At 70.3% G+C, this 19,633-nt stretch carries 16 protein-coding genes and 1 tRNA gene; 9 read left to right on the forward strand and 8 right to left on the reverse strand.

What is annotated here, in order from left to right; translation table 11 throughout:
* Positions 1–1,690 (reverse strand): 5'-3' exonuclease H3TH domain-containing protein (locus ACWF62_RS12640; RefSeq protein WP_452630215.1); only part of this gene is annotated, 1,690 nt, incomplete at its 3' end.
* A 195-nt stretch (positions 1,691–1,885) separates the two neighbouring features.
* Here ACWF62_RS12640 and ACWF62_RS12645 point away from each other — a divergent pair.
* Complete coding sequence (locus ACWF62_RS12645) at positions 1,886–3,301, forward strand: FAD-dependent oxidoreductase (protein WP_452630216.1); 1,416 nt, start codon at positions 1,886–1,888, stop codon at positions 3,299–3,301.
* On the opposite strand, the gene ACWF62_RS12650 is transcribed toward ACWF62_RS12645, so the two are convergent.
* Positions 3,213–3,821, reverse strand: coding sequence for an ANTAR domain-containing response regulator (locus ACWF62_RS12650; RefSeq protein WP_378507803.1), 609 nt, complete (start codon positions 3,819–3,821; stop codon positions 3,213–3,215). The two genes, ACWF62_RS12645 and ACWF62_RS12650, sit on opposite strands and share 89 nt — an antisense overlap.
* A gap of 122 nt (positions 3,822–3,943) precedes the next feature.
* Between ACWF62_RS12650 and ACWF62_RS12655 the strand changes: the two genes are divergently transcribed.
* The 7 genes from ACWF62_RS12655 to ACWF62_RS12685 all read left to right on the forward strand — a co-directional run bounded on the left by ACWF62_RS12655 (position 3,944) and on the right by ACWF62_RS12685 (position 7,404).
* Positions 3,944–4,020 (forward strand) — tRNA-Leu (locus ACWF62_RS12655).
* Positions 4,021–4,357: 337 nt separating this feature from the next.
* Positions 4,358–4,609 carry a YlcI/YnfO family protein gene (locus ACWF62_RS12660; protein WP_452630217.1) on the forward strand — a complete coding sequence of 84 codons (252 nt, stop codon included), beginning with the start codon at positions 4,358–4,360 and terminating at the stop codon, positions 4,607–4,609.
* On the forward strand, positions 4,609–4,917 hold the full coding sequence (locus ACWF62_RS12665) for a type II toxin-antitoxin system PemK/MazF family toxin (RefSeq protein ID WP_378507805.1): 309 nt from the start codon (positions 4,609–4,611) through the stop codon (positions 4,915–4,917). Before ACWF62_RS12660 ends, ACWF62_RS12665 begins: the two co-directional genes overlap by 1 nt.
* 252 nt (positions 4,918–5,169) lie before the next feature.
* Positions 5,170–5,403, forward strand: coding sequence for a hypothetical protein (locus ACWF62_RS12670; RefSeq protein WP_452630218.1), 234 nt, complete (start codon positions 5,170–5,172; stop codon positions 5,401–5,403).
* A gap of 113 nt (positions 5,404–5,516) precedes the next feature.
* Positions 5,517–6,380, forward strand: coding sequence for an SGNH/GDSL hydrolase family protein (locus ACWF62_RS12675; RefSeq protein WP_452630219.1), 864 nt, complete (start codon positions 5,517–5,519; stop codon positions 6,378–6,380).
* 310 nt (positions 6,381–6,690) lie between these two features.
* Positions 6,691–6,855: a hypothetical protein gene (locus tag ACWF62_RS12680; RefSeq protein WP_452630220.1), complete on the forward strand. Its 165-nt coding sequence runs from the start codon at positions 6,691–6,693 to the stop codon at positions 6,853–6,855.
* A 90-nt stretch (positions 6,856–6,945) separates the two neighbouring features.
* Positions 6,946–7,404 carry an SRPBCC family protein gene (locus ACWF62_RS12685; RefSeq protein WP_452630221.1) on the forward strand — a complete coding sequence of 153 codons (459 nt, stop codon included), beginning with the start codon at positions 6,946–6,948 and terminating at the stop codon, positions 7,402–7,404.
* A gap of 7 nt (positions 7,405–7,411) precedes the next feature.
* On the opposite strand, the gene ACWF62_RS12690 is transcribed toward ACWF62_RS12685, so the two are convergent.
* Positions 7,412–8,386, reverse strand: a complete 975-nt coding sequence (locus tag ACWF62_RS12690) for an alpha/beta hydrolase (protein ID WP_378507810.1) — start codon at positions 8,384–8,386, stop codon at positions 7,412–7,414.
* A gap of 318 nt (positions 8,387–8,704) precedes the next feature.
* Between ACWF62_RS12690 and ACWF62_RS12695 the strand changes: the two genes are divergently transcribed.
* A complete protein-coding gene (locus ACWF62_RS12695; protein ID WP_378507811.1) occupies positions 8,705–8,857 on the forward strand; it encodes a hypothetical protein in 153 nt (50 codons plus the stop codon).
* 25 nt (positions 8,858–8,882) lie between these two features.
* Here the strand turns inward: ACWF62_RS12695 and ACWF62_RS12700 are convergent, their stop codons facing one another.
* From ACWF62_RS12700 to gltB, 5 genes are all read right to left on the reverse strand, one after another.
* A complete protein-coding gene (locus tag ACWF62_RS12700; protein ID WP_378507812.1) occupies positions 8,883–10,736 on the reverse strand; it encodes an ABC transporter ATP-binding protein/permease in 1,854 nt (617 codons plus the stop codon).
* Between the two features lie 98 nt (positions 10,737–10,834).
* Complete coding sequence (locus ACWF62_RS12705; RefSeq protein WP_378507948.1) at positions 10,835–11,731, reverse strand: acyl-CoA thioesterase; 897 nt, start codon at positions 11,729–11,731, stop codon at positions 10,835–10,837.
* A 45-nt stretch (positions 11,732–11,776) separates the two neighbouring features.
* Positions 11,777–13,195 carry a pyruvate kinase gene (gene pyk, locus ACWF62_RS12710; RefSeq protein WP_378507813.1) on the reverse strand — a complete coding sequence of 473 codons (1,419 nt, stop codon included), beginning with the start codon at positions 13,193–13,195 and terminating at the stop codon, positions 11,777–11,779.
* 116 nt (positions 13,196–13,311) lie between these two features.
* Positions 13,312–14,817 (reverse strand): glutamate synthase subunit beta, encoded by a 1,506-nt coding sequence (locus ACWF62_RS12715; RefSeq protein WP_378507814.1) that lies wholly within the window; start codon positions 14,815–14,817, stop codon positions 13,312–13,314.
* The gene (gltB, locus tag ACWF62_RS12720) at positions 14,810–19,387 is read right to left on the reverse strand and encodes a glutamate synthase large subunit (RefSeq protein WP_452630269.1); all 4,578 of its coding nucleotides are present in this window, start codon (positions 19,385–19,387) and stop codon (positions 14,810–14,812) included. The genes ACWF62_RS12715 and gltB overlap by 8 nt, the downstream gene beginning before the upstream one ends.
* Positions 19,388–19,633 lie beyond the last annotated feature (246 nt).

Genomic DNA, 19,633 nt, shown 5'->3' on the forward strand with positions numbered 1-19,633 from the left:
TCGGGGACCCGAGATTGATCTGTTCCCCGATCACCTCGTACGCGGCGTTCGCCGCGGCGGCGACCCGGTCCGCGAACGTGGACTGCAGGTCGTGCAGGTGGTCGGTGTCGATGGCGATGCCGGTGGCCTCGACGTCGGCGAGCACCTCGAGCAGCGGGAGTTCGAGATCCGTCAGCAGTCGGGCCGACTCGATGGCGGCGAGTTCGGTGTCGAATGCGTCGGCCAGGTCGGTGACGTCGCGGGCCCGCAGGATCTCGGTCTCCGCGGCCTTCGCGTCGGCGTCGTCCCCGTCGTCGAGCAGCGACAGCTGGGCCTCGCCGGTGTCCTCGACCCGCAGTTCCCGCTTCAGGTACCGCAGCGACAGGTCGTCGAGGTTGAAGCTGCGCTGGCCGGGCCGCACCAGGTAGGCGGCGAGCGCGGTGTCGGAGGTGAGCCCGCGCAGGGTCCAGCCGCGGCCGCGGAGCGCGTGGATGGCGGCCTTCGCCTCGTGCAACGCCTTCGGCGCGGCCGGGTCCGCCAGCCAGGTCGCGAGGGCGGTCTCGTCGTCCTCGGTGACGGTCGCCGCGACGATGTACCCGCCCTCCCCGTCGGCGGCAGCGATCGCGAGGGCGGTGGCGTCGCCGCCGTGGGGGGCGCCGCTGCCGACCACGGACACCCCGGCGCGGGTCCCGGCGCCGACATGCTCGCGCAGCCACGCCGCGACCTCGCCCGGCGCGAGGGCACCGCCGCGCACCTCGAACCCCTCCTCCGCCTCGGGTTCGGCGGAGGCGAGCGTGTCGAACAGCCGGTCCCGCAGCACCCGGAACTCGAGGTCGTCGAACAGGGCGTGAATCTTGTCGCGGTCCCAGGGGGCGAGCGCCAGCTGGTCGGGCACGTACGGCAGCGGCACGTCCCGGACCATCTCGGTGAGCTGCCGGTTCATCAGCACCGACGACAGGTTGGCCCGCAGCGCGTCGCCGACCTTGCCGCGCACCTGATCGACCCGGTCCACCAGCTCGGTCAGCGACCCGTACTCGCGGATCCACTTGGCGGCGGTCTTCTCCCCGACGCCCGGGATCCCGGGCAGGTTGTCGGACGGGTCGCCGCGCAGCGCCGCGTAATCCGGGTACTGCCGGGGGGTGAGCCCGTACTTCTCCTCGACGGCCGCCGGGGTGAACCGGGTCAGGTCGGAGACACCCTTGCGCGGATACAGCACCGTCACGTCGTCGGTGACGAGCTGCAGCGCATCGCGGTCGCCGGTGCAGACCAGTACCCGGTAGCCCTGCTCGGCTGCCTGGGTGGTCAGGGTCGCGATGATGTCGTCGGCCTCGAACCCGGCCTCCGCCATCACCGGGATGCCCAGCGCACCGAGCACCTCCTTGGTGACCTCCACCTGCCCCTTGAATTCGTCGGGGGTCTTGGCGCGGTTCGCCTTGTACTCGGGGAACGCGTCCGCGCGGAACGTCTGCCGGGACACGTCGAACGCGGCGGCGACATGGCTGGGCTGCTCGTCGCGCAGCAGGTTGATCAGCATCGACGTGAACCCGTACACCGCGTTGGTGGTCTGCCCGCTGTGGGTCTTGAAGTTCTCGGCGGGCAGCGCGAAGAACGCGCGGTAGGCCAGCGAATGCCCGTCAAGGAGCAGCAGCGTCGGCTTGTCGCCGGAGTCGGCGGCGGGGAGGGAGGATGCGGGAGACGTTGTCGGGCTCACCGCAGAGAGTCTAGGGACGGACACCGACACGGTGCCAACGGCAGGCCGTCCGCGCAATCGGGGATCGTCGGGGCCCTCCTGCCGCGGAACCGGCCGGGTAGAATTCACCTTTGACTCCGCTATACGTCACCCAGGCATGCCGCCGGGCGGCCCGGTGACCGGAAGCAGGCACGCCGGCCGGGCGAGGAGGGCGCGATGAACGACGCGATGATCGGGGACCGCGCCGTGGTGCTCGGGGGGAGCATGGCCGGGTTGCTGGCGGCCCGGGTCCTGGCGGACGCGTACGCGCAGGTGGTCGTCGTCGAACGGGACGAACTGCCCGACACGGCCGGGCAGCGCCGGGGGGTGCCGCAGGGACACCACATTCACAGCCTGATGGCGCGCGGCCAGCAGGTGTTCGAGGAACTCTTCCCCGGGTTCGCCGCGGACCTCGTCGCGGGCGGTGCGCCGATGCTCGACCAACTCGCCGAGGCACGCCTCTACTTCGGCGGCCACCGGTTCGCGCAGGCCGCCAGCGGGATCGCCGTGGTCAGCGTCAGCAGGCCGTGCATCGAGGGGTACGTCCGGGAACGGGTGCGGGCACTTCCCGGCGTCGTCCTCGACGATCACCGCGACGTTCTCGGTCTCGCCGCGAGCCGGGACGGCGGCCGCGTGACCGGTGCGCGGGTGAGCCGCCGGGTCGACGGGAGCGGCGACGTGACCCTCGACGCGGACCTCGTCGTCGACGCGACCGGGCGCGGCTCACGCCTGCCGCGGTGGCTGGAGGCACTCGGCTACCCTCGGCCCGCCGAGGATCGGGTGACGACCGACATCACCTATGCAACGGGGGTGGTCCGGCTCCGCGCCGGTGCGCTGGGAGCGCAGCGGGCCGTGATCGTTCCGCCAGGCGGGGGCTGTACCCGCGGTGGCGCCCTTGCCGCGATCGAGGGCGGCAGGCACATCCTGACGCTGGTCGGCATGCTCGGGGAGGTTCCGCCCACCGCCGCGGACGCGTTCGTCGAGTACACGCGGTCCCTTCCGATCCCCGACATCCACGATGCCGTCCGCGACGCCGAACTCCTCGACCCGCCGGTCGCGATGCGCTTCCCGGCGAGCATCCGTCACCGGTACGAGCGGCTGCCGCGGTTCCCCGCCGGTCTCCTGGCCGTCGGGGACGTGCTGTGCAGCTTCAACCCCGTCTACGGTCAGGGCATGAGCGTGGCTGCCCTCGAGGCGCGCACCCTGCGAGAGCACCTCGCATCCGAACCGGATCCTCGAAAGGTGTTGCGCGGCATGGCAAAAATCGTCGATCCCCCGTGGGACATCGCGGCGGGCGCCGACCTCGCGTTCCCCGCGGTCCCGGGCCCCCGCCCGCTGCGGGTGCGGATGGCAAACACCTATGTCCCGCTGGTTCAGGCGGCCGCGGCGCGGGACCCCGAGGTCGGGGCCGCCTTCCTGCGGGTGGCGGGCATGCTGGACGACCCGACCGCGCTGATGCGTCCCGCGCTCGTGCGGCGGGTCGCCGCGGCCGGCCTTCGCCGGATCACTTCCCGCCGAGGGTCTCCAGGATCACCTCGGCGACCACCTTCATCGAGGTCCGCCGGTCCATCGCGGCCCGCTGGATCCAGGTGAACGCCTCGGGTTCGGTGAGCGACTGGGAGGACATCAGCACGCTCTTCGCGCGTTCGATCAGCTTGCGGGTCTCGAACCGTTCGGTCAGGTTCGCGACCTCCTTCTCGAGGGCGGCGATCTCGGAGAACCGGCTCGCGGCGAGTTCCACCGCGGGCACCAGGTCGGCCTTCGAGAATGGCTTCACCAGATACGCCATCGCGCCGGCGTCCCTCGCCCGCTCGACCAGCTCCCGCTGGCTGAATGCGGTCAAGATCACCACGGGCGCAATACGTTTCGCGGCGATCTCGGATGCGGCGTCGATCCCGTCGCGGCGCGGCATCTTCACGTCCATGATCACCAGGTCGGGACGCAGTTCCTCGGCGAGTTCGACGGCACGCTGCCCGTCCCCGGCCTCACCGACGACGTCGTACCCCTCCTCGCGGAGCATCTCGACGAGGTCCATTCGGATCAGCACCTCGTCCTCGGCGACCACCACACGGCGTGACGCCGGACGGTTCTCCTGCCCGACCGGGTCGTTCATCGTCGACCTCTCCCTTCCTCGTGAGCCACAGCCGCTCGATCGTTTCAGCCGCCGTACAACCCCCTGCAGGGTACCGGTGCTTGACGTGACGAACGGATCATCTACAGTCGGTATCCGCACCAGCCCTCGTATCCCAATTGGCAGAGGAAACGGATTCAAAACCCGTGCAGTGTGAGTTCGAGTCTCACCGAGGGCACCACGCAAACCCAGGGTTGGATGCCGGCTTCACCCAGGCCCCCTCAGATCCGCCCCGGAAGCGGCAGTCCGCACCTGATCCGCACGAGCCGCAGCAACCGCCTACCCACGCACGCCCAGGACACTCTGCCCCAGCGACACCGGAGTATTCCTCAGCCCTAATCCACCGCCGATGCGACGGCTCGAGCGTACCGCGAAGCGCGAGAGCTCCTGGTGGACAGGAAAACTGGATCTGCCACCGGCCACCGGCGATTCGTCGGCAGGCGGATGACGGGCTGACCCGAGACCTCACCGCCAACGCATCCATACCACTTTGAATCCCACATCGGTATGATAATGGTATGTCCACCCCATCCACGCAGATCACCGTCCGCATCCCCACCGACCTCGTTGCCTTCCTCGACCAGGAAGTCGCCGACCACCACACCAAGTCTCGTGCCGACCTCGTCACCCGCGCGCTCCGCCGTGAGGTGCGCCGACGCAACGCCGAACGCGACGCCGAGATCCTGGCAGCGTGGAAGAACCGCGAGGATCCAGACAACCTCGACGACGTCGCCGCCCACGCCTCCCGTACCCCACTGGACATCGACTGATGCGCGAGATCCGCCTCGCCCGCCTCGACAAGACCCGCCCGGTCCTGGTCCTCACCCGTGAGGCGGTGATCCCGCACCTGACGAACGTCACGGTCGCCCCGATCACCAGCACCATCAAGGGCCTGTCCACCGAGGTCCCCGTCGACGCCCGGAACGGTCTCGATCACGACTCCGTGGTGTCCTGCGACAACATCGGAACCATCCCGATGGCCGACCTTGGGCGCCTGATCGGGTACCTGCACGACGACCAGGAGGCCTCCCTCGCCTCCGCCATCGCCGTAGCGTTCGACCTCGACACGGACCTCTGATGCCCGGCGGCGACGTTCCGCATCCGCGCCAGCGATGAGCAGCACGGACCACGTTGCTCCCGAAGGTCGTCAGGATGTGACTATCTCACCTCACCGAGGGCACCAGACCACGGCCGAGCTTTGTTCCCGCGCATCGACACCACCCGCTCACCACCATGTCGCCCCGCGGCGTTCCGCACCGAGGGTTGTGCGGCCCGAGTCGAGGGCGCAGTGTTGACGTACACCGCACCGCATCGCACGAAGAAGCCCGCCATGACATCGACAGCCCTCCGCTCGGCGCTGGTCGCCGCGGCGGCGACTCCCCTGCTCCTCGCCGCGTCGGCCCCGGCGACCGCCGCACCGTTGGCGCCGCCCGGCCCGGTCCACCCGGTCGTCCTGATCGGACAGCAGCACGCGGACCCGCTCGCCGCCTTCCTGGCCTGTGCCCCCGCCGGTATCGTCCCGCTGTTCGGGCCGAACGTCATCTTCCCGATCTGCCTCGCCTGATCGCCTGTCACCCTTGCCCCCACCTGGACAGTCGTCTAGATTCCTGTCCAATCGCGGGGTCGATCCGGTGTCGACACCGAGCGATCCGACACGGCGACAGGGGTGCAGCAGTGGTGGACAGGACTTCCCGACGGACACTGGCCGCCGGAGCGGTGATCGCCGCAACGGTGTCACTCGGCGCATCCGGCACCGCATCCGCCGCCCCAGCGGTCGAGTACGTCAATCTCGGCGACAGCTTCAGCGCCGGATCCGGCGTGGCACCGATGGTCCCAGGCACGCTGCCGACGTGCTGGCAGTCCGAGCGGAACTTCGCGCACCTGGTTGCCGAGGACCGCGGCTACCGGCTGACCGACGTCAGTTGCGGCGGCGCCAAGACCGACGACTTCTACCGGCCCCAGTTTCCCGGCCTGGCCCCACAACTCGATGCGCTCACCCCGACGACGGACGTGGTGACGATGATGATCGGCGGCAACAACAACGACACCTTCGGCCTCGCGATGGCCAAGTGCATCGGCGCCGCCGCCCTCCGGCCCGCGGCATCGAACCCGTGCCAGCAGCAGTACGGCGACAGTCTCGCCGCCCCGGTCCGGGAGAACACCCAGCCTGCACTGGTCCAGGCCCTGCGTGACGTCCGCGCCCGCGCCCCGCACGCACAGGTCGTGATCGTCGGCTATCCGCGCCTGCTCCCCACCGACGGTGGGTGCGCGCCCGCGATGCCCCTTGCGGCAGGTGACATCCCGTACCTGAACGACCTGCAGGACACCCTCAATGCCGCGGTCGCGGCGGCGGCGGCCGAGACCGGAAGCGTGTACGTCGATATGGCGCAGGCCTCGCTCGGCCGGGACGGCTGCCAACCGGCCGGGCAGCGCTGGGTGGAGCCGATGATCGGGGCGACGCAACCGGTTCCGGTGCACCCGAACGCGACCGGTGAACGCGCCCTCGCCGACGCGGTGCTCGCCGCGATCGGCACCGCGTGAACCAGCGGGACACCCGAACGCGACGGGACCCCGCCGCTCGGTGAGCGACGGGGTCCCGTGGACTTCCGGGGCGACTACGCCTCGGTGTCACCCTCGCTCGACCCGAGGCCAAGACCGCCGAGAATGTCGGCGACGGAAGCGAAGATCTCCTCGATGCTGCCCATGAACTACTCCTACGTATCGTGAGGGACATGTCACCTGATGGCGGTGACGCGCAACACTATCGCACACCGCGGGCCGGTGGGGACGCCAGGAAATCGGCAGGCCAGACCCACCCCGGCGGTGCGCGATGCTCGGGCTTGCCGCACAAGTGCACGCACCTCCCAAGAACTGCAAGTGCACGGCCGCGCCGGTCGACTACCGGGTGTACCCGGGCCAGGACCACCGCGGCGCGATCACCGCGTCGGAGGCCGACACCGCCTCGTTCGTCGCCGCCGTCATGGCGGGTGACGAGGTCGCGAACACCTGCTCCTGACACACCCTCCGGTCGCGGACCCCGCGGAGCGGCGGCACCACCCGTACCCTCGGATGAGGTCGTCCATGCAACCCGCAAGGAGAAGCCTGCATGCCCAGCAACGAGATTCGACTCACCACCCACGTCGCGGCGACACCGGAGCGGGTGTGGGAGGTGCTGACCGATCTGGATGGCGCCGAGCACACCCTCTCCGGCGTCACCCGCATCGACCGGGTCGGGGGCGACGGCTACCGGGTCGGCACCCGGTGGCGGGAGACCCGCACGATGTTCGGCAGGGAGGCCACCGAGGAGATGTGGGTCGCCGAGGTCGATGCCCCGCACCGCACCGTCGTCCGGGCCCGGTCCGGCGGCACCGAGTACGCGACGGTCTTCACGCTCACCCCGACCGGCTCCGGCACCGACCTGGCCATGACGTTCGCCGCGGACCCGGGCACCTCCGTGCTGCACCGTCTGCTCGCCGCCACCGTCGGCCGGCTCGGGGCCGCGGTCACCAGGAAGGTGATGACGACGGATCTGCGGGACATCGCCGCCCGAGCGGAACGGATCTGACCGCGGGTCACGCGCCGATCGCACCCTTGAGCATCGGGAGCATCGCCCACAGCTGGTCCTGCCAGTACGGCCAGGCGTGAATCCCGGTGGCGGGGAACTCGAAGTGGGCGGTGTCGATGCCCATCGTCAGCAGCCGGATCTCGAACGCCCGGGTCTGCGCGAGCGACAGCGCCTCGAGACCCATCCCCATCGTGGTGTTCCAGAAGTCGATCGGCGCGACGGGCCGGGTGTGCTCGCCGGGCAGGCCGCTGCCCGCGGACACCCACATCGGCAACCCGCGCAGGCCCTCCGCCTGCACGAACGGATCGTGCAGCAGCCAGGCCGGATCCCACGGCGGACCCCACATGCAGTCCGAGTTGTAGCCGCCCGCGTCGAGCATCGCGATCCGGATCGCCTCCCGCATCCCCGGCGCCGACAGGTTCAGGTAGCCGGACAGGGCGCCGGCGAACGCGAACTGGTCCCGGTGCCGCGACGCCAGGATCAGTGCGGCATTGCCGCCCATCGACAGCCCGACGACCGCGTTCTTCGACCGGCTCAAACCGTAGGTGGCGGCGAGGAAGTCGGGCAGGTTCCGGGTGAGGAACGACTCCCACTTGTAGGTGTACGGCTGGTTGGTGAAGTTGTTCGGGGCGTACCAGTCGGCGTAGAAGCTGGACTGGCCGCCGACCGGTTCGACGACGTTGACGCCGTGGTCGGAGAGCCAGGCAGCGTTCGTCTCGTGCTCCCAGCCGCTGACGTCGTCGGTGGCGCGCAGTCCGTCGAGGAGATAGACGGTGCGATCGCTTCCGTTGGCCGCCAGCCAGGTACGAACCTTGATGTGCCCGACTCCGCCCGGCGCCGGCACCCAGTCCTCGTGCAGTCGTCGGTACGGGTCCGCCGATGCGGTGGCCGGGAGCGCGACGGCGATGCTCAGCGGGACCGCGACCGCCGTGACCAGCAGTAGCACCAGACAACGCCAGGCTCGGCTCAGCACGGTCGTCATTCGGACCTCCGTCACGTTCGCACCATGCGCCACACCGCGATGGTTCCTCCCGCCCGACCACGGTATTCCGGGTCCGAACCTCGGACCGCCGATGTCCGCCAATCGTTATGGGGCGGCAACGATCGTGACCGGGTCCGGGTCGCCGATCGGACACTCGTCCAGGAAAAACGGGCAAACGTACTATTCGGTCTGGGCGGTTCGCTACATTGCATGCGAGAACGGCTAATCCGGAGCACTCGGGGAGGGGTCAGATGGGCGCGACCGCACACACACATCGGCGCTATGCCTAGGCCGGGGCCGGTCCGCCCCCTGGTCGGGGTGAAGATGGACGCTAACCAGATTCAGCAGTACGACCAACAGGCCGCGATCGAGGGGCTGTTGATGAAGTCGGGCAAGCCCAATCGGTCCGAGTTGATCCGGATCAAGTTGGCGTTCGCCGACGAGCACATGCCGGAGGGCTGGCGCCCCTGATGCCGCGGACCCGCTCCGCGCCCGCCTACACCGACACCGTCGACAGTTCCCACGCCCCAGCACCGCTCAACTCGAGCTGCCGGGTGTGGTGCCGGTCGACGGTGCTTCGGTGACTGACGCTGAACAGCATGCAGTCGGGCACCTCGGTGCGGATCAGGTCGTAGAGCATGAACTCGAGGCCCTCATCCACCGCCGAGGTCGCCTCGTCGAGGAAGACAAGGGCCGGACGCAGCAGCAGGATCCGTGCGAACGCGATCCGCTGCTGCTCACCGGGCGAGAGGACCTTCACCCAGTCCTGTTCCTCGTCGAGCCGGTCCCCGAGGTTGCCGAGCTGCACCTTCCGCAGCACCGCCCGGATCGCGTCGTCCCCGGCGTCGGCCGCCCCGCCCGGGTAGGCGACGACGGTCCGCAGATCCCCGAGCGGCAGATACGGCATCTGAGACAGGAACAGCGTCGAACGCCCGGCGGGACACCGGATCCGGCCCTCGGCGTAGGGCCACATCTGCGCGAGGCTGCGCAGCAGGGTCGTCTTCCCGCTGCCGGACCTGCCCTTGACGACGAGCGCGTCCCCCGGCCGCAACGTCAGGTCGAGGCCGGTCACGAGCGGTGTGCCGTCCGGTGTGCGGACATGCACGTCCTCCAGTTCCAGGGCGCCATCGAGGTCGGCCGCGGCGAGGGTGGGGAGCTCCCGGGAGACGTGGTTGGCGCGGCGCAGCCCGTCGAGGCGGATCAGTGCGGCACGGTAGCCGGCAAAGGTGTCGTACGACTCGCGGAAGAAGGACAGCGAGTCGTGCACCTGCCCGAAGGCGGTCGCTGACTGCGTCATGTCGCCGAGGGTGATGGTGCCGGTGAAGAAGCGCGGGGCCTGGATCAGGAATGGGAACACGACCGCGATCTGGTTCACGCCGAGGTTCCAGCCGTTGAACTTCAGCGTCCGGTACACGATCCGCCAGTAGTTGCGCAGCACGGCAGCGAAACGGGCAAGGAGGCCGCGGCGTTCGACGTGCTCGCCGCGGTAGAAGGCCACGTTCTCGGCGCCGTCGCGCACCCGGACGAGGGCGTAACGGAAGTTCGCTGTCAGGCGCTCGTTCCAGAAGTTCAGCCGGATCAGCGGCCTGCCGAGCCAGAACGCGACGATCGTCGACACCAGGACGTACCCGAAGACCAGGAACACCATCGCCCTCGGGATCTCGGTCCCGAACACGGTCATCGGGCCGGACAGGTCCCACAGGATCTTCGTGAACGAGACCAGCGAGACCACGGCGCCGACCGCGCCCATCGACAGGGTCCGGGATATCTGCACGAAGTCGGTGATGTCGGCCTGGATCCGCTGATCCGGGTTGTCGATCGACGCGTCGACGAACCGGTCCCGGTAGAAGGCGCGCCCGTCGAGCCAGTCGGTGGTCACGTGCTCGGTGAGCCAACGCCGCCAACGGATGTCGAATCCCTGCCCGATGTAGAAGTCGAGCAGGGACCGCGCCACGTGGATGGTGGCGAGTATTCCGAAGACCAGCAAGCTCTTCCAGAAGGCCGACTTGGCTGCGTCGAGCGCGGCGGCGTCACCCTGCGCGAAACCCTGCGCCGCGAACTGCAGCGAGGTGTACATCTCGTTGCCCTGGTAGGACAACAGCACCGTCATCCGGACCGCGAACACGGTCATGAACAGCACAGCCGCGAGCAACGCCCACACCGGCACGCTGGCGCGACCGGTGAAGTAGGCGCCGCTGATCCGCCAGAACTGTCGACCCCAGCGGGTGAAGCGGAGCAGCAGCACCCCGATCAGGAGGAAGCAGACCGCGGAAATACCGAAGGCCTCGAGGGTCCACCGCAGACTGTTCCCAAACTCGTGATTCCAGTCCAGCGACGACGATTCGGGCATGCTCGCGACCCCTCCCGTAGCGGTGGGAACAGCGCGTGAAGTCTACCGCCGCTGGGGTGCACCGGCCGGTCGAGCGGAGAACCCGTGTACTCCCGGGGTCAGCCCCGCTTCGGGAAGTGCCGAATCATCCCCTCCTGCACGACGGTCGCGAGCAGGTCCCCGTCCCTGGAGTAGAAGTGGCCGGTCGCCAGGCCGCGCGATCCGGCGGCGACCGGAGACTCGGTGGAGTACAGCACCCACTCGTCGAACCGCAGCGGCCGGTGTAGCCAGATCGAATGGTTGACGGTGGCCGCGACGAGCCGGTCCAACCCCCAGGACAGCCCGTGGGTGGTGACGATCGAGTCCAGCACGGTGGTGTCCGAGCCGTAGGCGAGCGCCGCGGCGTGCAGCAGCGGGTCGTCGGCGAGCGGACCGTCGGTGCGCATCCAGACCCGATTGTGTCCGAGCGCCTCCCCGGTACCCTTGAGCACCCACGACGGGTCGTTCACGTAGCGCATGTCGATCGGCCGTAGCGCGGCGACGAACCCGGGCAGCACGTCCTCGAAGCCGACGAGCCGCTCACCGAGGGTGGGCAGCGTCTCCGGATCCGCGACGGCGGGGCCGCGCGTCGCGTGCTCGAGCCCGCGACCCGAATCCTGGAAGCCGATCAGGGCCACACACAGTTCCTGACCGTCCTGCAGCGCGGTCACCTGCCGGTTCGCCAGCGCCCGCCCGTCCCGCAGCCGGTCCACCCGGTACTCGATCGGATGCTTCGGGTCGCCGCCGCGGACGAAGTGCACCGACACGTGGTGCGGTGCCCGTTCCCCGTCGACGGTGCGCCCGGCCGCGATCACCGACTGGGCGACCAGCTGGCCCCCGAAGGTCCGGCTGCCGATCCCCCTGCCGCTCGGGTGCCGGCCAAGGAAGGTGTCCTCGCCGGCCTGCTCAAGATCGAGCAGCTCCAGCAGGGTCGACAGATCCTGCGATCGCTCCGGCGGGACATTGCCCGCCGAGATCTGCTCCGTCGTCACGATCCCGCTGCCAGCACCCGCGTCACTCACCTAGTGGTCCTCTTCCCCGATCCGATGGACGTGAATCAGATTGGTGGAGCCTACGGTGCCGGGCGGCGATCCGGCGACGATCACCACCTGATCGCCCTTGGCGTACCGGCCGAGGGACAGCAGCGCGGTGTCGACCTGGCCGATCATGATGTCGGTGGTCGAGACCGGCGGCACGAGGAAGGTCTCGGTGCCCCAGGTCAGCGCGAGCTGGCTGCGCACCTCCGGCAGCGGCGTGAACGCGAGCAGCGGCAGCGGGGTGTGCAGCCGGGCCAGGCGCCGCACCGTGTCACCGGACTGGGTGAACGCGACGAGCGCCTTCGCGTCGAGGCGCTCACCGATGTCGCGGGCGGCATAGGAGATGACGCCGCGCTTGGTCCGCGGCACGTGGGTCAGCGGCGGCACCCGGGTCGACTCGGACTCGACGGCCTCCACGATCCGGGCCATCGTCTCGACCGTCTCGATCGGGTACTTGCCGATCGACGTCTCACCGGAGAGCATCACCGCGTCGGCGCCGTCGAGCACGGCGTTGGCGACGTCGGATGCCTCGGCCCGGGTTGGCCGCGAGTTCTCGATCATCGAGTCGAGCATCTGCGTCGCGACGATGACCGGCTTCGCGTTCTCCCGTGCGATCTGGATGGCCCGCTTCTGCACCAGCGGCACCTGCTCCAGCGGCAGTTCGACACCCAGATCCCCGCGGGCGACCATCACCGCGTCGAAGGCGAGGACCACCGCCTCGAGCGCCTCGATCGCCTCCGGCTTCTCCAGCTTGGCGATGACCGGGATGCGGCGCCCGACCCGATCCATCACCGCATGCACGAGTTCCACGTCGGCGGGTGACCGCACGAACGAGAGCGCGATGAAGTCGACCCCGAGGCGGAGCGCGAACTCGAGGTCCTCGATGTCCTTCTCGGACAGCGCGGGCACCGAGACGTTCATGCCCGGCAGCGAGACACCCTTGTTGTTGCTGACCGGTCCGCCCTCGGTGACCCGGCAGACGACGTCGTTGCCGTCGACGCGCACGACCTCGAGTCCGACCTTGCCGTCGTCGACGAGGAGGCGGTCACCCGCCTTGGCGTCCTGCGCGAGTTCCTTGTAGGTGGTCGAGACCCGATCGTGGGTGCCCTCGCACTCCTCGACCGTGATCCGCACCTCCTCGCCGTTCTCCCACACCGTCGAACCGGTGGCGAACCGGCCGAGCCGGATCTTCGGACCCTGGAGGTCGGCCAGGATGCCGACGGCCTTGCCGGTGGCGTCGGAGGCGCCCCGGACGAGGTGATAGTTGTGTTCGTGGTCGGCATGCTCGCCGTGACTGAAGTTGAGGCGGGCGACGTCCATGCCGCTGGCGACGAGGTCGCGGATCTTCTGCTCGGAGGCCACCGCGGGGCCGAGGGTGCACACAATCTTTGTCCGTCGGGTCACGGGCTCAACCCTAGTCCGTGAGCCGATCCGGTTCCATTCACTCCCCCGCGAATCCCTTCACATGTCTGTGAACACGGCGCCGTCGGCGTCCGTTCACCCGCAGGTCACCGACCGTTCTAGAGCACCTCGAGGGGCAGCGACGTCGGGTGCACCGGGGCGGGGAGATCCGAGCGCCCGGTGAGGAATTCGTCGGCGGCGCGCGCCGCGGACCGGCCCTCGGCGATCGCCCACACCACCAGCGAGGCCCCGCGGTGGGCGTCGCCGCACACGAACACCCCCGGCGCGCCGGTCTGCCAGTCCGACCCGCACCCCAGCACGCCGCGGCCGGTGAGCTTGAGACCGAGACCCTCCAGCAGCGGCTCGTGCTCGACCCCCTCGAACCCGATCGCGAGAAGCGCCATGTCGCAGGGTAATTCGACTTCCTCCCCGATCGGGCTGATGTGCCTGCGCCCCCGCGCGTCGCGGGTGACCCGCACCTCGGCCAGCACCATCGACCGCACGTGCCCGGCCTCGTCCCCCACAAAGCGTTGCACCGCAACCTCGTACCGCCGAACACCCCCCTCGGCGTGCGCGGGTGAGGTGCGCAGCACCATCGGCCACGACGGCCACGGCGACCGCTCGTCGTCGCGGACGACGGGCGCCTCCGGGTGATAGTCGAGCTGCGTCACCGACAGCGCACCCTGCCGGTGCACGGTCCCGAGGCAGTCGGCGCCGGTGTCGCCCCCGCCAATGATCACCACATGCTTACCGTGCCCGGTGATCGGGCTGACGCCGTCACCCTCGCATTCCCGATTCGCGAGCACCAGATGCTCCATCGCCAGGTGGATGCCGTCTAGCTCGCGTCCGTGGACGGTGGTGTTGTCCCGCGCCAGCAGCGCACCGACGGCAAGCACCACCGCGTCGAAGCGCTCCCGCAGCTGCGCAGCGGTGAGATCGACGCCCACCTCGCAGTCGGTGACGAACCGGGTCCCCTCGGCGCGCATCTGTTCGACCCTGCGGTCGATGACCGTCTTGTCGAGCTTGAACGCGGGGATCCCGTAGCGGAGCAACCCGCCGAGCCGGTCATCCCGTTCGAACACGGTGACGTCGTGCCCGGCGCGGGTCAGCTGCTGCGCCGCAGCGAGCCCGGCCGGCCCCGACCCGACCACCGCGACCGCCCGCCCGCTGCGGACCCGCGGCGGGACCGGCGGCACCGCGTGCGCCTCCCATGCCGCGTCGGCGATCGCCTGCTCGATCCGTTTGATCGTCACGCTGCCGCCGGTGTCGTGCTCGGCGATGGACAGCACGCAGGCCGCCTCGCACGGCGCCGGACAGATCCGGCCGGTGAACTCGGGGAAGTTGTTGGTCGCGTGCAACCGGTCCGCGGCGGCGGACCAGCGTCCGCGCCGCACCAGGTCGTTCCATTCGGGAATCAGGTTGCCGAGCGGGCAGCCCGCGGTCCCGGAGTGGCAGAAGGGGATGCCGCAGTCCATGCAGCGGGCGCCCTGCTCCGCGACCTCCCTGGCCCGCTCCTCGCCCGCCTGACCGGCACCGACCTCCGCCCAGTCCCGAACCCGCTCGGCGACAGGACGTTTCGGGGCCTCACTCTTGCGAATCCGGAGAAAGCCGTGCGGGTCAGCCACGGGCCGCCTCCATGATCGCGGTGTCGACGTCGCGACCCTCGGCGCGCGCAAGCCGGGTCGCCTCCAGCACCCGTTTGTAGTCGACCGGGAGGATCTTGGTGAACAGTCCGCTGCGCCGCGGCCAGTCGGCGAGCACCGACGCCGCGACCGGCGATCCGGTGCGGTCGCGGTGCGCGGCAACGGCGTCGCGCACCCAGTCGAGGTCGTCGGGGTCGAGCAGTTCGAGGTCGACCATCGCGGTGTTGACCAGCGTCGGATCCAGGTTCAGCACGTAGGCGATGCCCCCGGACATCCCGGCAGCCACATTGCGTCCCGTCGGTCCGAGGATCACCACCCGGCCACCGGTCATGTACTCGCAGGCATGGTCGCCGACGCCCTCGACGACCGCCGTCGCCCCCGAGTTGCGGACCGCGAATCGCTCCCCCACCCGGCCCCGCAGGAACACCTCCCCGGAGGTGGCGCCGTAGAGGATGGTGTTGCCCGCGATCACCTGCTGCTCCGCGTCGAACGGCGCGTCCGCGGCGGGCCGCACCACGATCCGTCCGCCGGAGAGCCCCTTGCCGACGTAATCGTTGGCGTCGCCGATCATCTCGAGGGTGATCCCCGGCGGGACGAAGGCGCCGAGGGACTGCCCCGCCGACCCGGTCAGGGTCACGACGATGGTCTCGTCCGGCAGCCCAGTCGCGCCGTAGCGGCGGGTCACCTCGGCGCCGAGCAGGGTCCCGACGGTGCGGTTGACGTTGCGCACCGGCAGCCGCAGCCGCACCGGGTGCGCGTCCTCGAGGGCGCCCTCCGCCAGCTGGATCAGGCTGCGGTCCAACGCGCGGTCGAGCCCGTGGTCCTGGCCGCGGACCCGGTGCCGCTGCGGCGACGGTGCGCCGTCGGGCCTGGCGGGCGCCAGGAAGATCGGCGTCAGGTCCAGGCCGCGGCTCTTCCAGTGCGCCACCCCCGCCGCGGTGTCCAGCAGGTCGGCGCGGCCGGTCGCCTCGTCGATGCTCCGCAGCCCGAGCCAGGCGAGGTGTTCGCGAACCTCCTCCGCCACGAACCGGAAGAACTCCTCGACGAACTCCGGTCGGCCGGTGTACCGGGCCCGCAGCACCGGGTTCTGGGTGGCGACCCCGACCGGGCAGGTGTCGAGGTGACACACCCGCATCATGATGCAGCCCGCGACGACGAGCGGCGCGGTGGAGAAGCCGTACTCCTCGGCGCCGAGCAGCGCCGCGACCATCACGTCCCGACCGGTCCGCAGGCCGCCGTCGCACTGGACGGTGATCCGGTCCCGCAGCCCGTTCAGGGCAAGGGTCTGCTGGGTGTCGGCGAGACCGATCTCCCACGGCGTCCCCGCGTGCTTGAGCGAGGTCAGCGGCGAGGCCCCGGTGCCGCCGTCGCTGCCGGAGATCAGCACCACATCGGCGTGCGCCTTCGACACCCCAGCGGCGACCGTGCCGACCCCGACGGAGCTGACCAGTTTGACGTGCACCCTGGCGTTCTCGTTGGCGTTCTTCAGGTCGTGGATCAGCTGGGCGAGGTCCTCGATGGAGTAGACGTCGTGGTGTGGCGGCGGGGAGATCAGCCCGACACCGGGGGTCGAGTGCCGGGTCTCCGCGATCCACGGATACACCTTGAACGGGGGCAGCTGGCCGCCCTCGCCCGGCTTGGCGCCCTGCGCCACCTTGATCTGGATGTCGGTGGCGTTGACGAGATAGTCGCCGGTCACCCCGAATCGACCGCTGGCGACCTGCTTGACGGCGCTGCGCCGCAGCGGATCCCGCAGCCGGTCCGCGTTCTCCCCACCCTCACCCGAATTCGACCGCCCCCCAAGACGGTTCATCGCGACGGCCATCGTCTCGTGTGCCTCCGCGGAGATGGACCCGTAGCTCATCGCGCCGGTGTTGAAGCGGGTGACGATGCTCTCCACCGGCTCCACCTCGGCGAGCGGAACCGGCGGCAGCACCCCCTCCCGGAACCGGAACAGGCCGCGCAACGCCCCGCCGCGCTCGGCGAGGGTGTTCACCTCCGCGCTGTAGCGGGCGAACACGTCGCGGCGGCCGGTGCGGGTCGCGTGCTGCAGCAGGAACACCGTCTCCGGCGTGAACAGGTGCAGTTCACCCTCCCTGCGATACTGATACTCGCCACCGACGTCGAGGCGGCGGTGCGCGAGGTCGGCCGGGTTGTCCGGATACGCCATCCGGTGCCGGGCGGCGACCTCCGAGGCGAGGACGTCGACCCCGACACCGCCCAGCGTCGAGGTGGTGCCGCGGAAGTACTCGTGCACCACCGCTCGGTCCAGCCCGATCGCCTCGAAAACCTGTGCCGCCGTGTAGGACCCGACCGTGGAGATGCCCATCTTCGACATCACCTTGAGCACCCCCCTGCCGAGCGCGGTCAGATAGTTGCGGACCGCGACCGCCGGTTCCAGACCCGTCAGCTCGCCCTCCGCGACGAGGTCCTCGATCGTCTCCATCGCCAGGTACGGGTTGACGGCGGCCGCCCCGAACCCGATCAGCAACGCCACGTGGTGCACCTCGCGGGCGTCGCCGGACTCGACGACGAGCGCGACCTTGGTGCGTTCCCTGGTCCGGATCAGGTGGTGGTGCACCGCCGACACCGCGAGCAACGACGGGATCGGGGCGCGGGCGTGGTCGGAGTCGCGGTCGGAGATCACCAGGGTGCGATACCCGTCGGCGATCGCTGCGCTCGCCCGGGCCCGCAGATCCTCGATCGCCCGCACCATGCCGTCCCCGCCGTCCGCCACGTCGTACAGGGCGGGCAGCACCGTCGCCGCGAGCCCGGCGTGGTCGCCCTCGTCGTCGATGTGGATGATCCTGCCGAGCGCCTCGTTGTCGAGCACCGGCCACGACAGCACGATCTGCCTGCAGGACGCGGCGGTGGGGTGCAGCAGGTTCTGCTCGGGTCCCATCACCCGGGTCAGGGAGGTGACGACCTCCTCCCGGATCGCGTCCAGCGGCGGGTTGGTGACCTGCGCGAACAGTTCGACGAAGTAGTCGTACAGCAGCCGCGGACGCTGCGACATCACCGCGACGGGGGTGTCGGTGCCCATCGACCCGAGCGGCTCACCGCCGCCCGACGCCATCGGGGTGAGCAGGATCCGCAGATCCTCCTCGGTGTACCCGAACGCGACCTGCCTGCGCAGCACCGACTCGTGCGGGTGCACGATCGGCGGCCGGGCGGGCAACTCGTCCAATCCGAGCAGGCCCGCGTACAGCCACTCGCCGTACGGGCGGGCGGCGGCGAGGTCCGCCTTGATCTCCGGGTCGGGCACAATCCGGCCCGCCGCCGTGTCGACGAGGAACATCCGACCCGGCTCGAGTCGGCCCTTCGCCAGCACCCGCGACGGTTCGACGTCGAGCACCCCGGCCTCGCTCGCGAGGACGATGCGGTCGTCCACCGTCCGCCACCACCGGCCCGGCCGCAGCCCGTTGCGGTCCAGCACCGCCCCGACCCGGGTGCCGTCGGTGAACGTCACGCAGGCGGGCCCGTCCCACGGTTCCATCAGGCAGGCGTGGTAGCGGTAGAAGTCGCGGCGGGACTGCGGCATCGCCCGGTGGTTCTCCCACGCCTCGGGGATCATCATCATCACCGCGTGCTCGACGCTGCGGCCGCCGAGGTGCAGCAGCTCGAGAACCTCATCGAACGACGCGGAGTCCGAGGCGTCGGGCGTGCAGATCGGATACAGCCGCCGCAGATCGCCGGGGATCAGGTCGGACGCGAGCAGCGCCTCCCGTGCCCGCATCCGATTCCGGTTGCCGCGGACGGTGTTGATCTCGCCGTTGTGCGCGACGTACCGGAACGGGTGCGCAAGCGGCCAGGACGGGAACGTGTTGGTGGAGAAGCGACTATGCACGATCGCGATCGCGCTGACGCACCGCGGGTCGCGTAGGTCGGGGAAGAAGGCGGGCAGTTGGGTGGTGGTGAGCATTCCCTTGTACACCAGCGTCCTGGCGGACAGGGACGGGAAGTAGACGCCGAGGCGCTCGTCGTCGGGGGCCTGCTCGGCGCGCTTGCGCAGCGGGTAGACGAGCCGATCGAGGTCGAGCCCGGAGGCGCGGACGCCCTCCGGGCCCGCCCGGGCGGCGACGAACAGCTGACTCAGGTGCGGCATGCAGTCGCGGGCGCCCGCGCCGATGTCGGCGCCGTCCGGGTCGACGGGCACCTCCCGCCACCCGAGCACGTCCAGGTGCTCCTGCACCGCGATCCGCTCGATGCGCGTCACCGCGGCGCGGCGGGCGTCCGGGTCGCGGGGCAGGAAGCAGATGCCTGCGGCGAACCGGTTGCCGCCGTTCGGGTCGGGGTCGGGAAGGTCGAACCCGGTGACGGCGGCGAGCAGCTCGACCGGCAGCTGCAGCAGGATCCCGGCGCCGTCCCCGCTGTTCGGCTCCGAGCCGGCCGCGCCGCGGTGTTCGAGGTTCGCGAGGGCGAGCAGCCCGTCGGTGACGATGCCGTGGCTGCGGCGGCCGTGCAGGTCCGCGACCATCGCGACTCCGCAGGAGTCGGACTCACGCGCCGGGTCGTAGAGGCCCCGCGGCTCGGGTATCCGGGAGAACAGCACCTGACACCTCCACTCGGCGGCCACCGTCATGGCACGCGGCGCATGGGGGTGGACGACGTCCGGTGTGGCGCACAGGTCGCAGTCGGCCGAGCGTCACACTCGGGTGCGCTCAGTGTAGGCCGGAAACGCCGCTGGCAGGAGTGCCGGTTTCAGGCACCGTCGGTCGGCGGCACCCCCTGTGCACACGCCCGCTCCGGCACGCACACCCCCACTGCACGCCCAACGCCCGTGTGCAGCCGGCAGAAC

The sequence above is a fragment of the Rhodococcus sp. NPDC054953 genome (assembly GCF_053609225.1).

Coding starts and splice junctions, on each gene's coding strand:
- ACWF62_RS12645 (WP_452630216.1), top strand. CDS start 1,886: ATGAACGACGCGATGATCGGGGACCGCGCCGTGGTGCTCGGGGGGAGC.
- ACWF62_RS12650 (WP_378507803.1), bottom strand. CDS start 3,821: ATGAACGACCCGGTCGGGCAGGAGAACCGTCCGGCGTCACGCCGTGTG.
- ACWF62_RS12660 (WP_452630217.1), top strand. CDS start 4,358: ATGTCCACCCCATCCACGCAGATCACCGTCCGCATCCCCACCGACCTC.
- ACWF62_RS12665 (WP_378507805.1), top strand. CDS start 4,609: ATGCGCGAGATCCGCCTCGCCCGCCTCGACAAGACCCGCCCGGTCCTG.
- ACWF62_RS12670 (WP_452630218.1), top strand. CDS start 5,170: ATGACATCGACAGCCCTCCGCTCGGCGCTGGTCGCCGCGGCGGCGACT.
- ACWF62_RS12685 (WP_452630221.1), top strand. CDS start 6,946: ATGCCCAGCAACGAGATTCGACTCACCACCCACGTCGCGGCGACACCG.
- ACWF62_RS12690 (WP_378507810.1), bottom strand. CDS start 8,386: ATGACGACCGTGCTGAGCCGAGCCTGGCGTTGTCTGGTGCTACTGCTG.
- ACWF62_RS12700 (WP_378507812.1), bottom strand. CDS start 10,736: ATGCCCGAATCGTCGTCGCTGGACTGGAATCACGAGTTTGGGAACAGT.